We start from the raw sequence: 14,646 nt of genomic DNA, 5'->3' as shown, positions 1-14,646 counted from the left end.
GGTCATGGAAGTCCTACCCCTGAGGAGTGCTCGCCAGGTGGCGGGTGAGTTGGTGCAGGTGCGCGAGAGTCGTCGTGCCCTGGAGGTTTGTGAGGTGGATCTGGTCGCCGAGTTGGTCGACCTGTACGACACGGTGCCCGAATCGCTGGTGGAGGGTGCCGAACGCCTGGTGGCGTCGGGGCACGACGGCACACCGGTGTTCGCCGAATTCCTCATCCTCGAACTCGCCGCCCTGATGGGCTTCTCGGCCGACAGTGCCCGCTCGCTGGTGTCGGACGTGGTGGACCTGCGGGAGCGGATGCCGCGGACGTGGGAGGCGTTGCATCGGGGCTTGCTGCCGGTGTGGCAGGCCCGCAAGCTGGCCCAGAAGACGAGCCTGCTCACCCTGTCGGCGTGCCGGGAGGTGGATGAGGCATTGTTCCCGGCACTGGGCCGCTTGGCGTGGCCACGCGTCTTGCGGAAGTTGGGGGGCCTGATCGTGGCGGCCGACCCCCAGGGTGCGATCGAGCGGGCCGACAGCAAGCGGTCGGAGACGTTCGTGCGGATCGTGCACGAGGGGGAGGGCATCTCGAGTGTGTACGCGCGCCTGCACAGCGAGGACGCCCTGGTCCTGGCGAACGCGGTCGAGACCCTCGCCCGGCAGAAGGTCACCGACGGGGCGACCGACCCCCTCGACCGGTTGCGCGCGCAAGCCCTGGCCGATCTCGCCAAGCCGAGCGACACCCCACTCCCCGGTGGTCTGCCGCGTCCGGAGGCGACGCTGGTGGTGCACGTGGTGCCGGGGAGCCCGTTGGCGCGGACCCAACTGGTCGGCCCGACCGCGAACCGGGGTGGCGGCGACCTGGGGGCCCTGCTGCTGGGGCAGGTCCGGGACCTCCTGCAACACCACCGGGTCCGCGTCCTGCCGGTCATCGACCTGGCCGACGATCCGGCGGTGGATGCCTACGAGGTGCCGGCCGGGATCGGTCGGCAGGTGGTGGTCCGGGACGGGTTCGAGGTGTTCCCCTTCTCGTCCCGGCCCGCGGCCGGCTGCCAACGAGACCACACCCAGTCCTGGCGCCACGGTCGGCCGCGGCAAACCAGGCCCAGCAACCTGGGCTGCCTGTCGCAGTTCGTGCACCGCGCCAAGACCCACGGCCAGTGGAAGTACGAGCAATCCGACCCGGGCCGGTTCACGATCACCAGCCCGCTCGGGTCCGGCTACGAAGTCACCCGGCAAGGCACCCACCTGAGGCACCGGCACACCCAACACATCCCACCCCAACCCCTCACCATCACCGCCGGATTCATCCCCCGCACCGACCTCCCCACACCCCCCACCCGCACCTGAGACCACCGCAGCAGGAGAATCGCCCAGGAGAAACGAACCGCTGGCCAGACGCCTGGGAGCCGTCCACCGGCAGCCCGGGAGCGAAGCGTGCCGGGAACGAAGTCTGCCCCCGTGCCGAAGCAGGGCGGGCGGGCATCACGGCGGCCAGGTACAGCTAGGAAGCGGCCTGGGGATCGATGACCTCACCCAGCAACCGCAGGGCATCGGCGTCGGCCAGCCCAAGAGCATGAATGCGGCCCAGGTACTCGCGGGCCGCGGCGGCACCCTCCCGACGGGCCGAGGCATCCGTGCCGACAACGAAGGTCCCCAGGCGTCCACGGGTCTCGACGACACCCAACGCCTCGAGTTCGCGATAAGCGCGTGCAACCGTGTTGGGAGCCACGCCCAGCTCAACCGCGAGTTGCCGGACGGGCGGCAGCCGGTGGTTGGCGGGCAGTTCGCCTGAGCTCCGCTGCTCGATGATCTGGTTCTTGACCTGCTCGTACGGCGGTGTCGGCAGGCCGGGGTCGACGACAAGCATGGGGCCTCTCCTCCCTCAGGCCCAACGTAGCAATACAACAACGTAGCAATACAAAATGGCCCCCGCGATAGATTGGTCGCGTGAACCAGCCTCTCCTCTTCGAGCCCCTCATCCTGCGCGAGCTGACCGTCCGCAACCGCGCGTGGGTGCCCCCGATGTGCCAGTACTCCGTGGACGCCCAGGATGGCGTCCCGACCACGTGGAACACCGTGCACTACGGCAGCTTCGCGATCGGCGGGTTCGGGCTCATCATCGCGGAGGCGACGGCCGTCACGCCGGAGGGCCGGATCAGCCCGTTCGACACCGGCCTCTGGAACGACGAGCAGACCCGGGCCTGGTCCACCATCGTCGACTTCGTCCACTCCCAGGGGGCGGCGATGGCCGTCCAGTTGGGCCACGCAGGACGCAAGGCCAGCACGAACCGCTGGTGGCCCGGCTACCCCACCGGGGTCGTTCCCCCCGAGGAGGGTGGCTGGCGCCCGGTCGGTCCGGTCGACGAGGAGGCCGCCGACGCGCTGACCGAGCCGGAGATCGAGGCCGTCATCGAGGCCTTCGCCCAAGCCACCCGCCGTGCGGACGCCGCGGGCTTCGACGCCGTCGAGATCCACGCCGCGCACGGGTACCTGCTGCACCAGTTCTACTCACCGCTGTCGAACACCCGCACGGACGTCTGGGGTGGCGACCACGCGGGCCGCACCCGGCTCGTCCGCGAGGTGGCCGAGGCGGTGCGCGCGACGTTCCCGCAGCACAAGCCCGTCCTTGTCCGCCTGTCCGCGACGGACTGGGTCGAGGGCGGCTGGACGATCGACGACTCCGTCCGACTGACCACAGAACTGCGCGAGATCGGCGTCGACCTCGTCGACGTCTCCACGGGCGGCGTGGTCCCCGCGAGCGTCCCCGTCGGCCCCGGCTACCAGGTCGACTTCGCGCAGCGCATCCGCCAGGAGACCGGCATGCCGACCGCGGCGGTGGGGCTGATCACCGATCCGACCCACGCGGAGGCGATCCTCCACAACGGCCGGGCGGACGCCGTGCTCCTCGGCCGCGCCGCCCTGCGCGAGCCCAACTGGCCGCTCCGCGCGGCGCACGCCCTCGGCGTCCGGGCTGAGGACGCGCCCTACGCGCCGGCGCGCTGGCGGGCCCACTACGGCAACTGACCCGCGCGCCCGGGGGGCGGACCGTCAGTTGTCGTGGAACAGGTCGCGCGTGTAGACCTTGTCGGCCACGTCGGCGAGTTCGTCGTGCATCCGGTTGGCCACGATGAGGTCGGCCCGCGCCTTGAACTCGTCCAGGTCGCGGACGACCTCGGAGCGGAAGAACTCGCCCTCCTCCAGAAGGGGCTCGTACAGGATCACCGGGATGCCCTTGGCCTTGATCCGCTTCATGATCCCCTGCACGGACGACTCGCGGAAGTTGTCGGAACCGGCCTTCATCGCCAGTCGGTGGATGCCGACGACCCGGGGATTGCGCTTGATGATGTCGAACGCGATGAAGTCCTTGCGGGTGGCGTTGGAGTCCACGACCGCCCGGATCAGGTTCTGCGGCACGAACCGGTAGTTCGCGAGCAGTTGCTGGGTGTCCTTGGGCAGGCAGTAGCCGCCGTACCCGAACGACGGGTTGTTGTAGTGGGTGCCGATGCGCGGGTCGAGTCCGACGCCGTCGACGATCTGCCGGGTGTCGAGCCCGTGCTGGACGGCGTACGTGTCGAGCTCGTTGAAGTACGCCACGCGCAGCGCCAGGTAGGTGTTGGAGAACAGCTTGATGGCCTCCGCCTCGGACGAGCCGGTGAACAGGACGGGCACGTCCGGGTCGAGTGACCCCTCGACGAGCAGCGCGGCGAAGCGCTCGGCGTCCGGACCGGGGTCGGCGACGATGATGCGGCTCGGGTGCAGGTTGTCGTGCAGCGCCCGGCCCTCGCGCAGGAACTCCGGCGAGAACAGGATGCGGCGGGAGGGGAACCTCTCCCGGATCCGCTCGGTGTAGCCGACCGGCACCGTCGACTTGATCACGACCACGGCGTCCGGGTTCAGGGCGGACGCCTCGATCACCGACTCGACCGTGGTGGTGTCGAAGTAGTCCAGCTCGGTGTCGTAGTTCGTGGGCGTCGCGATGATCACGAAGTCGGCACCCGGGAAGGCCTCCGCCGGGTCGGTCGTCGCCCGCAGCGACAGGTCACCTCGGGCGAGGAAGGCGCTGATGTCGTCGTCCTCGATCGGCGAGTGGCCGGCGTTGACGAGGGCGGCCCGATCGGGGTTGATCTCCAGGGCGACGACATCGTGGCGCTGGGCCAGCAGGACGGCCGAGGCCATGCCCACGTAGCCGAGCCCGACGACGGTGATGCGGGAACGTTCCATGGAAGCACCCTAGGCACCCCGGACGAACAGTGTGTGAACGGCCCATCGCTCGGTCGGGGTGGGTAGGGTCCCGCGTATGGGTGGCCACCACGAGGGCGCGGGCACGTGATCGATCCCCGCAAGCTGCGCGCGTTCGTCGCCGTCGCCGAGGAGCGCCACTTCGGACGCGCTGCCGACCGGCTCTTCGTCGCCCAGCCCGCGCTGTCCCAGCTGATCAAGGCCCTCGAGGCGGACGTGGGCGCCCGCCTCCTCGAGCGTTCCACGCGCCGCGTCGACCTCACGGCCGCGGGGGCTCGCTTCCTGGAGCGCGCGAGGGTGCTCCTCGCCGTGCTCGACGACGCCGTGGACGAGGCCCGCCGCATCGACGCCGGCGAGGAGGGAGCCCTGCGGCTGGGGTTCATCGGGTCGGCCAGCTTCGGGCTCATGCCCGCGCTGGCCCGCGCGATCGGCGAGGAACTCCCCCGCCTGCGGCTCGACCTCACCGGGGACCAGCTCAGCCACGAGGTGGCCGACCGCCTCGCGGACGGGGCCCTCGACCTCGGGGTCCTGCGCCCGGTCGAGCTGGCCCCAGGCCTGCACAGTCGGGCGTTGCGCTCCGAACGTCTCCTGGTCGCGCTGCCCACCGGCCACGCGGTGGACGTCCCCGTCCGACTGGCCGACCTCGCCGGTGAGCCGTTCGTGGCCTACCCCCTGCCGGCGTCGGCGGTGGCGTCCACGGTGCTGGAGGCGTGCCGGGGGGCGGGCTTCACCCCGGACATCCGCGCCGAGGTGCGGGAGACCGCCACCCTCGTCGCATTCGTGGCCTCGGGGTTGGGTGTCGCGCTGGTGCCCCAGGGGGTCGCGCACCTGCGCATCCCCGGGGTGGAGTACGTCCCGCTGGCCGAGGAGGTGACGATCGACCTGGTCGCCGTCTGGCGGTCGGACGCCCCGGCCACGGTCGACCGGGTGGTTGTGCGTCTGGCCCGGTTGGTCGCCGAGCAGGACTGACCGGTCCCACGGGAAGGCTCGGAGCGAGGGGCTCAGTGCGCCGCTCAGAGCACCCCGCCGAAGACCTGCACCAGCAGGATCTTGACGATGATCCCCAGCGCGAAGAGGGCCGCGTAGCCGTTCTCGATGCGCTCGTCGTCGACCTTGGCCGTCGCGAACGACAGGACGGCGGGCTGGCCGACGAATCCGGCGAGGCCACCGGCGGTCCGGGGGGCGCTCAGCCCGAGCACGCGGCCCCCGATCGCGAAGGCCCCCGCGCTGACGCCGACGACCGCCACGGCGACCGCACCCGCGCGGAGGCCGGTCGTGGTGAACGCCGACGACGCGAACGCCGGGCCGGACGCCAACCCCACGGCCGCGAGGAACAACAGCAGGCCCAACTGCCGGATGGTGAGGTTCGCCGACAGCGGGACCTCCCAGTTCAGCGGGCCCGTCCGGTGCAGGGCGCCGAGCACCATGCCGACGACCAGCGGTCCGGCGGCCGACCCGAGGGAGAAGTGGGCGCCCCCGCCCAGGGGGATGCTCACCGCACCGAGCAACAGGCCCAGCGACAGGCCGAGGCCGAGCGCCAGCGCGTCCACCTCGGAGACCTTGCGCTCGGAGTCGCCGAGGTGGCGGGCCACGGCGTCCATCTCGGAGCGGGGCACGACGGCCAGCGCCCGGTCGCCCAACTGGAGCACGAGGTCGTCCCGCGCGAGGAGGTCGGTGTCACCGCGCAGCACCCGGGTCAGGACGCCGCCGTGGCGGCTGGGCAGGTTGAGCGAGGCGACGGTCCGGCCGGCGACGGACGGGTTCGAGACCACGAAGCGGCGGAAGTCGACGTCCTGCCGGTCGTCGGTCAGGGTGGCCTTCGACGCGTGACCGAGGAAGGCGACGGCGGCCTCCACGGCGGCGGGGGCGCCGACGACGAGGACGCGATCGTCCGGCTGGAGGTGTTCGCCGGGGGCGAGCACGCGGGTGCGGCCGTTGCGGATGAGGTAGCTCATCTTGATGGTCTCGTCCGACCAGCCGGGGACCTCGCGGAGGGACGCCTCCCGCTCGACGTGGGTGGACGTGGCCACGATGCCCTCGGCGGCGGCGCTGCGGGGGTCCTTTCCGTCGGGCCACCGGCGGCCCACCAGCGCCCCCACGGCGACGATGGCGAGGACGACGCCCAGGGGGTAGCCGATGGAGTAGCCCACGGCGGCGTTGGGGCTGCCGGTGCTCGCCGTGGCAGCCGCCAGGGCGGGCGTCGAGGTGAGGGCACCGGCGAAGGTGCCGGTGATGAAGCCGGCGTCCAGGCCGAGGCCCAGCCCGACCGCGACCGCCACGCCGAAGGCGACCACCGCCGTCACCACGGCCAGCGACATCAGCGGCAACTGGCGGCGCAGGTCGGCGAAGAAGGTCTCGCCGGCGGCCAGGCCGACCATGTAGACGAACAGGCCGAGGCCGAGCTGTTGGACGACGCCGAGCCCCTGCCCGACGCCGGGCACGACGGCACCGACGGCCAGCCCCACGAACAGGGCACCGGCTGCGCCGAAGCGGATGGGCCCGAACGGGATCATGCCGACCGCCGCGCCGAGCGCGACGACGACCATGATCGCGAGGAGCGGCGAGCTGGCCAGCAGTTCCATGGAGACCTCCGTCAAGGACCGACCGGCCCCAGGGGTGACCCTATTCCAACCCGGCCGTGTGGCCGCGGCGGGCCACGATCCGCATCGGCAACCCGCCCTCGGGCGCGAGCACGCCTCTCATCACCCAACGCGGCTGGGGTCCGACCAGTCGTGGCGCGAAGCGGCGGGCCAGCACCACCAGCAGGAGGTGGGATTCGAGCAGGGAGAAGTGGTTCCCGATGCACACGCGCTCGCCGGTCGCGAACGGGTGGTACGCCTGCGGGTGGCGCCCCGCCTCGGCCTCGGGGGTGAACCGGTCGGGGTCGAAGACCTCGGGGTCGTCCCAGAAGTCGGGGTGCCGGTGCGTCCAGTAGGGGCTGAGCATGACGGGCGTCCCCGACGCGACCGCGAACCCGCCGACCTCGGCGTCCGCGACCGCGTCGCGCACGTAGAAGGGCGCCGCCGGCCACAGGCGCAGGACCTCCTTGACCACCTGGAGGGCGTACGGCATCCGCTTCAGGTCGTCGACCGTGGGCTCCCGGTCGCCGAGGACCGCGTCGATCTCCGCGTGCAGGCGCGTCACCACGCGCGGGTGGCTGGACAACGCCGCCCAGGCCGCCGCCATCGTGCGCGCGGTGGTCTCGTGACCGGCGAAGAACAGGGTGATGGATTCGTCCTGCAGGAGGGACTCACTCATCGGGCGACCGTCCGCGTCCCGTGAGTCCATGAGGCGTGTCAGCAGGTCGTCGGGGCGCTCGCCCGAGGCGCGGCGGGCTGCCAGCAGGTCGCTGATGTAGGAGCGCACCTCGTCCCGCGCTCGCTGGTAGGCGCGCTGCGCCGGTGTGGGCAGCCAGTCGGGCGGGTGCGGACCCATCCGCGCGGTGGTGTAGCCGATCATCGTCTCGACGTGGCCCTTGAGTCGGACGATCTCGGCGTCCGCCTCGGTGCTGAACAGGGCTTTGAGGATGATGGACGCGGTGAGCTCCATCATCTCCTCGCCCATGTCGACCACCCGACCGGACGCCGCGAGCTCGGCCCAGCGACGCTCGACCCGCTCGGTGTCGCTGAGCATGATCCCGGCGTACGCGGTGACGTTCCTCGGCGTGAAGAAGGGGGCCATCAGCTTGCGCTGGCGCCGCCACAGGTCACCCGTGCTGGCGATCAGACCCTCCCCGGTCAGGTAGCGCCGGACGCCGTCGTAGCTGGCCCGCTTGTCGAAGCTGCGGCGCTGGGTGAGGTTCACGTCGCGGACGCTGTCGGGGTGCATCGCCAGGACCAGGCGACCCACGCCGAGGTTCAGCGCGAACGTGTCACCGTGCCGTCGACAGAGGCGTCCGGTCGCCCCAGGAAGCCGTGGCGCGCGACGCCCGCCAGTGCGACGGGCGGCGGGATGCTCGGCAACGCTGTCATGCCGCCAGCCTACGGGCGATTGAACCGCCCATCGGGTTTTGATACCCCCCCATGGTATGTAAACTACATCCCGTCGTAGACAGCACTCGCCCGTCACCCACTGGGAGTTCCACCATGAAGAAGCCCCTCGTCGCCCTGTCGCTCGCAGCCCTCGTCACGCTCGCGGGCTGTGCGGCGCAGCCGTCCGGCCCGGCCGGCCCCGCCGCGCCCGCCAAGCCCGCCGCCGCAGCACCCGCCGCACCGGGTGATGTGCTCGCCGCCGTCGGCCTCGCCGGCCTCACCGGCCAGCAGATCGTGGAGAAGCTGGACCAGGACCCCGCCGCCCGTCCCCTGGCGCTCAAGGCCTCGGTGCGGCCCGACCACGTCGTGATCGGCAACGAGAAGGGCGAGGTCAACGTCCCGATCCAGGGCGAGAACTCGTTCTACCTCTCGATCGCGCCGTATGCGAACCAGACCCACGAGTGCTATTACCACAGCCTCGCCACCTGCCGCGGCGAGATGAAGTCCTCCCCCGTCCACGTGACGATCGTCGACTCCGCCGGCAAGGTCTTGGTGGACGAGGACGTCACCACCTACGCGAACGGCTTCGTCGGCTTCTGGCTGCCGAAGGACATCAAGGGCACGGTCACCGTGAAGGCCGGCGGCAAGGTGGGTTCGGTCCCGTTCGCCACCGGCCCCGAGGACGCCACCTGCCTCACGACCCTGCAGGTCAGCTGACCCTCGCGCCTCAGCGCGCCCGGTGGTTCTCGATCGTCTCGATGATCGCCGGGCGCAGCTGGGCGGTGCTGATCACGCGGTCCACCGACCCGACCTCGACGGCCCGGTGGATGTTGTGCACCCCGTCGAACTCGGCCGCGACCTCGGAGATCTTCTCGGCCCGCACCGCCGCCCGGACATCGGCCAGCTCCAACTGGAGCGCGGCCTTCTGCTCCGGCGCGGCATCGCGCAGGCGTGCCTCCAGGTCGGCGACCCGCGCATCGGACGCCGTGCGCTTGCCGACGTCCCCCGCGAAGACCACGGCGGCGGCCGGGGCCCCACCCAGGACGGACGCGAACGACCCCTCCAGCGCCAGCACCGTGAGGTTCTCGTTCAACCGCTTAGAGAACACGACGAACGCGCCGCCGTGGTAGCGGGAGATCACGACGAACACGATGGGGCCGTCGAAGTTGACGATCGCGCGACCGATCTCGGCGCCGTACTCCAGCTGGAGCTTGCGCATCGACTCCGGTGACCCGTCGAAGCCCGACAGGTTCGCCAGCACGACGAGCGGACGGTTGCCCGACGACGCGTTGATCGCGCGGGCGACCTTCTTCGACGAACGCGGGAAGAGCGTGCCGGACGTGAAGGTGTCCGGCCCGTCGGTGGGAGGGAACCCGGCCCGCGGGATCGCCTTCGACTCGATGCCGACCACGCAGACGGAGTGTCCGCCGATGCGGGCGTCCACGACGACGGCGGTCTCGGCGTCCGCCATGCCCGCCCAGCGCTCCACCCGGTCGTGGTCGGCGTCGCACACCGCGGCGATCACGCTGCGGATGTCGAACGGCTTCTTGCGGTCGGGGTTGTGCTCGGCCGAGAAGATCTCACCGACGGTCCTGAAGCCGTCCCCGGCGTGCGGGAAGTCCGAGACGTCCCGATCGCTGGGATCGGTGGTGGGGGCGCGCCGTGGGCCGACCTCGCCGCGAGCGACGTAGGTCGCGTCGTAGTGCTGCAGCAGGATGTGCATGGCCGCGCCCAGGTTCGGCGCCCAGTACTGCGCCTGGCCGTTGGGGCCCATCACGCGGTCGTAGCCGCCGATGCCGAAGTTGTCCTCGGCGGACACGCCGCCGGAGAAGTCCAGCGACTGCTTGCCTGTCAGCACCATGGCCGAGTCGGGGGTCATGACGAGGATGCCCTTGGTGTGCATCAGCATCGTCGCCTCGGCGTTCCAGTAGGGCTGGGCTCCGACGTTGATGCCGGCCACAACGATGTTGATCTCGCCGCCGGCCTGGGTGAACTCGACGATGCGGCGCAGCGCGGCGCCGACCCAGTCCATGTTCTCGGTGCCGGACTCCATCGAGATCCGCGCGCCGGACGACAGGGCGAACCACTCCACCGGGACGCCGGTCTCCTCGGCCAGGTCGATGGCCGCGATGATGCGGGCGCACTCGGGCTCGGCGACAGCGCCCAGGCCCTTGGTCGGGTCACCGGACAGCACGATGCGGGGCACGCCCTCGGGGTGCAGGTCGGTCGGCGTCGTGACGCGGGCCACGATGATGCCGGCCTTGTTGCGGCCCGGCTCGCGCGACACCTCCACCAGTCGGCCGTCCGCGTCGAGGTCGAGCTCGACGAGCCTGCCGCCCCGGCCGGCCAACGCCGCGGAGAGTTCGTAGGGGTAGACCAGGCCGCGACGTCGCGCGCGGAGCACCTTGGACGCGTAGTCGTCCAGGGGCTTCAGCGGCTCGGCCGGGGGCTCGGCCACCGAGGCGAGCACGCCCGCGCCGGGCGCGGCGTGGAACCTGATCGCGATGGGAACGGCCGCGTGCTGCCCCTCGCGCACGAAGCGCCCCTGGGTCAGCACCTCCTCGATGCCGGCCCCGTCGGAGAGCGGGGTGATCTTGTGCCGCAGCATCGCGATCTCGGAGACGTCGAGGTCGATCTCGGGCCAGACGTGCACCCACACGTGGTTCATGTCGAGCTTCGAGCCCGCCGACCCGCGCGCGGCGCGCGTCCGGCGGATCGCCTCGAGGCAGTTCTCCACCGCCCGCTCGGCGTGGGGCAGCGCCAGGAGGTTGCCCTGGTCGTCCCGGACGGCGGCGAGCTGGCGCACCTGCGCCATCGCGACCAGGCGCCTGTCGTCGGGGTTCGACCGAGCGACGCACTCGAACAGCAGCACGTCCCGCGGGGCCGGGATCCGGGTGACGTCGAACTCGCGCAGGCGCCACAGGTCCAGCTGGCGGCCGGCCATGGGGTGCAGGCCGCGGATCCGCTCGTCCTCCAGCAGCACCTCCCCGGCGAACCGGTAGCTGTGGTACTCGACCTCACCGTCGGCCAGGCACACCCCAACGGCGACGCGCCGGACGCCACCGTCCCAGCTCCACGACGACAGCACCTCGCCGACGTGCTCCGGGTCGGGGCTCCGGTCGAACAGGACGTAGAGCTCGACGACCGCCTCGTCCCCCGCACGCCGGCGTCCCAGCTCCCCGGCCACGATGCGGGCGAGCGGCCCCTCGGCCCCCATCTCGTCCGCCGTGCCGATCGTGCTGATGAAGCGCGTCGGACGCGACTCGACCCGGTAGTCGGCGGTCACGACGGCGCGGCCCTCCACCGCGAAGCGCTGGATGCCGTCGAGGTGGTAGTCGGCGTAGTACTTGCGCAGCAGCACCTCGAGCATCGGCTCGTGGGCGCTCACGCCGGCGCCGAGTCGCCGGGCCAGGTTGTTGACCGTCCACTCGGGGATCGCCGCGAGGCGGTCGATGCGCTCGTCGTAGTCGGCCGGCCGGGGGTCGGACGCCAGCGCCTCGACCTCGTCCGCCACGCCCGCCAACAGGGAGGCGCGCTCGGCGTCCACCAGCGGCTGGTCGAACCAGCGGAACCGCACGGACCGGGCCATGTCCCCCACGCCCGGGAACCGCAGCTGGGTGGCCCGGACGAGCCGCTCGAGGTGGGCGCGCGCCGACGCGGCACGGCCGGAGTCGGGCGCGGGCTCGTTGATCCAGCGGTCGAGGATCCCGAGGATGATCGACACGTCTCCGCCGACCCGCTTCTGGGCGAGGAAGATCCGGAAGACGGCCTCCTCCAGCTCCGGCGTGCGATCGAGTGAGTCGACGCCGTAGTGCGCCAGCGCCGTGGACAGCCGCTCGACGAACGTCTCGGGGACGCCCGCGCGGGCGGTGTCGAGCGTGGTCAGGTAGCGGTGGAAGTGCTCGCGGTCGGAGTGCACCCGGAGCTCGGTGTTGGCCTGCTCGCCGAACGGCCGGTTGCGGCTCAGCTGGGCCAGGTCGGCGAACAGCGCGATCAGCTCGATCTCGCCGGTCAGCACATCACCCCCGGCCGCCCGCACCTCCTCGCGGGCCGCGAGGTACTCCTTGAGCGGCTGCCGGCTCGGGTCGGCGTCATAGCCCATCAGGACGGCGGACAGGTCGCCGCGCAGGCGGGCCGCCCGGCGCTCGGGGCTCCCGTTGGCCGGGGCCGGGGGCAGTTCGACGGACGCCGCGGGCGCGGCCTCGGCCTCCTCGGCGTCGCCGAGCGGCTCCAGGCGGACGAGCGGTGCCATCGTCTCGACCTGGGAGCCGGTCATGACGTGGAGTTCCCTGACCCGGGCCGCGAACGGCGCCCCGATCACGGTCTCCATCTTCATCGACTCGAGCACGACCACCGGGGCGCCGGCCTCGACCGTGTCACCGACGGCGACCGGCGTGGCGACCACGAGGGCGGGCGCGGGGCTGCGGAGGACGCCGCCCTCGTCGCGGGCGATGCGGTGCATGACGTCGTTGACCTCGATGACGTGGATCGGCCCGTGGGTGGCGCTGACCGTCCGGTACCGGACGCCGTTGACGGTGAGCCTGCCGTGGACGTCGTCCAGCCGCTGCACCTCCGCTTCGCAGGCCTGGCCGTCGACGACCACACGGTAGCGATGGGGGGCCACGGCGAAGGCCGTCACGGAGTGCACCGCGCCCCGCAGCTTGAGGTCGACGCTGACACCCGCGCGGTGCTGGGTCTGGGGACGGCCGCCGCGGGCCGTCTCCGTCAGGCGCTCGGACTCGATCTTCGCCTCCTGCTCGTAGGCCTCGATCGCGGCGGCGACGAGCGCCACGCCGGCGTGGGCGTCCGCGACGAGGCCGCCCTCGGCGCGCGTGCGGTCGATCCACCCCGTGTCGGCCCAGCCGGTCGTGTCGGGCTCGGCGTGGTCGTGCGCGTCGGGCTCCACCGACCAGAGGTCCTGCTCGTCGCCGGCGTCCGGCCCGATGACCTCGGGCTGCTCGAGCAGTTCCAGGATGAAGCTCTTGTTGGTGGCGCCGCCGTCGATGACGACGGTGGTCTCCGACAGCGCTCGGCGCAGGCGGGCGAGCGCGACCGAGCGGCGGCGTCCGTGGGCGATGATCTTGGCGACCATCGAGTCGAAGTCGGCCGGGATGGTGTCCCCCTCGGCGAACCCCGTGTCGACCCGGATGCCCGGGCCCGCGGGCAGGTCCAGGCGCGCGATGCGGCCGGGCGCGGGAGCGAAGTCGCGGTCGGGGTCCTCGGCGTTGAGGCGGGCCTCGATCGCGTGGCCCTCCTCGGTGGGGCGGATGGACGGGAGCTTCTCGCCGGCCGCGATGCGGATCTGGGCCTTGACGAGGTCGAAGCCGGTCGCCACCTCGGTGATCGGGTGCTCCACCTGCAGGCGCGTGTTCACCTCGAGGAACGCGAACTCGTGGCGCTGTGGCTGGTAGAGGAACTCGACGGTGGCCGCGCCGCTGTAGCCCACCATGCGCCCCAGCCGCTCCGCGCTGCGCGCGACGGAGGCGACCTGGCCGGGCGTGAGCAGCGGGCTGCGGGACTCCTCGATGATCTTCTGGTTGCGACGCTGCACCGTGCAGTCGCGGACGCCGAGCGCCCAGGCGTTCTCGCCGTCGCAGATCAGCTGGACCTCGACGTGGCGGGCGCCCGTGACGAGCTTCTCCAGGAACAGGACGCCGGAGCCGAACGCCCGCAGCGCCTCGTCAGACGTGCGCTGGTACGCCTCGGCGAGGTCGTCGGCGCTCTCGACCTTGCGGATGCCGCGCCCGCCGCCCCCGGCGGTCGCCTTCAGCATGAGCGGGTAGCCGATGCGGTCGGCCGCGGCGAGCGCCTCCTCCAGCGTGCCGACACCGCCGCCCGACCACGGCGCGACGGGGACACCGGCCTTCTCGGCCAGCAGCTTGCTGCCGATTTTGTCGCCCAGCATGCGCATGGCATCCCCGGAGGGGCCGATGAAGGCGATGCCGGCCTCGGCCATCCGGTCCGCGAAGGCGGCGTCCTCGGCGACGAAGCCCCACCCCACCCACACGGCGTCCGCGCGTGCCTCGGTGAGGACGCGCACCAGCAGGTCGTGGTTCAGGTAGGGGCGTTCGGACGCCGGGCCCAGCGGGTGGGCCTCGTCGGCCTCGCGGGCGAACATCGCCGAGCGCTCCCCGTCGGTGTACAGGGCGATCGTGGTGATGGGGTCCTTCCCCCGCCGCTCGGCATTCATCTCTCGGACGGCGTGGATGAGCCGCATGGCGGCCTCGCCCCGGTTGACGATGGCGATGCGCTGGAACACGAGAACTCCTAAGGGCAGGACGAGACTTCCCGGTGGGGATGGTCTGAATCTCCCACCTGTCGTCGGGCGGCGCACGTCGGCGGGCCACGTTTTCAGGGAAGTTGCCCAAATCAACCGCGTCGGACCCAACGAGGCGCGGCGAATCTTGTTGGTTCCCCACAAACGGGCATCATGGATCCCATGCCCGCTCGCTA

At 71.9% G+C, this 14,646-nt stretch carries 9 protein-coding genes; 4 read left to right on the top strand and 5 right to left on the bottom strand.

Annotation, left to right across the window (positions count from 1 at the left end; all coding sequences use genetic code 11):
- The coding region (locus AC5YDV_RS16190; protein WP_496192527.1) for a DUF222 domain-containing protein at positions 1–1,330 on the top strand (1,330 nt) is incomplete at its 5' end.
- A 154-nt stretch (positions 1,331–1,484) separates the two neighbouring features.
- On the opposite strand, the gene AC5YDV_RS16185 is transcribed toward AC5YDV_RS16190, so the two are convergent.
- The gene (locus AC5YDV_RS16185; protein ID WP_496184513.1) at positions 1,485–1,850 is read right to left on the bottom strand and encodes a GntR family transcriptional regulator; all 366 of its coding nucleotides are present in this window, start codon (positions 1,848–1,850) and stop codon (positions 1,485–1,487) included.
- An 80-nt stretch (positions 1,851–1,930) separates the two neighbouring features.
- Between AC5YDV_RS16185 and AC5YDV_RS16180 the strand changes: the two genes are divergently transcribed.
- On the top strand, positions 1,931–3,007 hold the full coding sequence (locus AC5YDV_RS16180; protein WP_496184514.1) for an NADH:flavin oxidoreductase/NADH oxidase: 1,077 nt from the start codon (positions 1,931–1,933) through the stop codon (positions 3,005–3,007).
- Between the two features lie 24 nt (positions 3,008–3,031).
- Here AC5YDV_RS16180 and AC5YDV_RS16175 read toward each other — a convergent pair whose 3' ends face one another.
- Positions 3,032–4,204: a nucleotide sugar dehydrogenase gene (locus tag AC5YDV_RS16175; RefSeq protein ID WP_496184515.1), complete on the bottom strand. Its 1,173-nt coding sequence runs from the start codon at positions 4,202–4,204 to the stop codon at positions 3,032–3,034.
- Between the two features lie 105 nt (positions 4,205–4,309).
- On the opposite strand from AC5YDV_RS16175, the gene AC5YDV_RS16170 reads away from it, so the two are divergent.
- Entirely contained in the window at positions 4,310–5,191 is an 882-nt protein-coding gene (locus AC5YDV_RS16170; RefSeq protein WP_496184516.1) for a LysR substrate-binding domain-containing protein, read from the top strand.
- A gap of 44 nt (positions 5,192–5,235) precedes the next feature.
- Here the strand turns inward: AC5YDV_RS16170 and AC5YDV_RS16165 are convergent, their stop codons facing one another.
- Positions 5,236–6,804: an aspartate:alanine exchanger family transporter gene (locus tag AC5YDV_RS16165; protein WP_496184517.1), complete on the bottom strand. Its 1,569-nt coding sequence runs from the start codon at positions 6,802–6,804 to the stop codon at positions 5,236–5,238.
- A gap of 40 nt (positions 6,805–6,844) precedes the next feature.
- Entirely contained in the window at positions 6,845–8,071 is a 1,227-nt protein-coding gene (locus tag AC5YDV_RS16160) for a cytochrome P450 (RefSeq protein WP_496184518.1), read from the bottom strand.
- 236 nt (positions 8,072–8,307) lie between these two features.
- Between AC5YDV_RS16160 and AC5YDV_RS16155 the strand changes: the two genes are divergently transcribed.
- Entirely contained in the window at positions 8,308–8,910 is a 603-nt protein-coding gene (locus AC5YDV_RS16155; RefSeq protein WP_496184519.1) for a CueP family metal-binding protein, read from the top strand.
- A gap of 10 nt (positions 8,911–8,920) precedes the next feature.
- Here the strand turns inward: AC5YDV_RS16155 and AC5YDV_RS16150 are convergent, their stop codons facing one another.
- Positions 8,921–14,452, bottom strand: a complete 5,532-nt coding sequence (locus AC5YDV_RS16150; RefSeq protein WP_496184520.1) for an ATP-binding protein — start codon at positions 14,450–14,452, stop codon at positions 8,921–8,923.
- Between the last annotated feature and the right edge of the window lie 194 nt (positions 14,453–14,646).

Source organism: Propioniciclava sp. LT432 (genome assembly GCF_059515965.1).
This window is presented reverse-complemented; position numbering and strand designations above follow the sequence as displayed.

Bases quoted from the DNA above. Each gene is read 5' to 3' on its own strand.
- AC5YDV_RS16165 (WP_496184517.1), bottom strand. From the start codon at position 6,804: ATGGAACTGCTGGCCAGCTCGCCGCTCCTCGCGATCATGGTCGTCGTC.
- AC5YDV_RS16185 (WP_496184513.1), bottom strand. From the start codon at position 1,850: ATGCTTGTCGTCGACCCCGGCCTGCCGACACCGCCGTACGAGCAGGTC.
- AC5YDV_RS16155 (WP_496184519.1), top strand. From the start codon at position 8,308: ATGAAGAAGCCCCTCGTCGCCCTGTCGCTCGCAGCCCTCGTCACGCTC.
- AC5YDV_RS16175 (WP_496184515.1), bottom strand. From the start codon at position 4,204: ATGGAACGTTCCCGCATCACCGTCGTCGGGCTCGGCTACGTGGGCATG.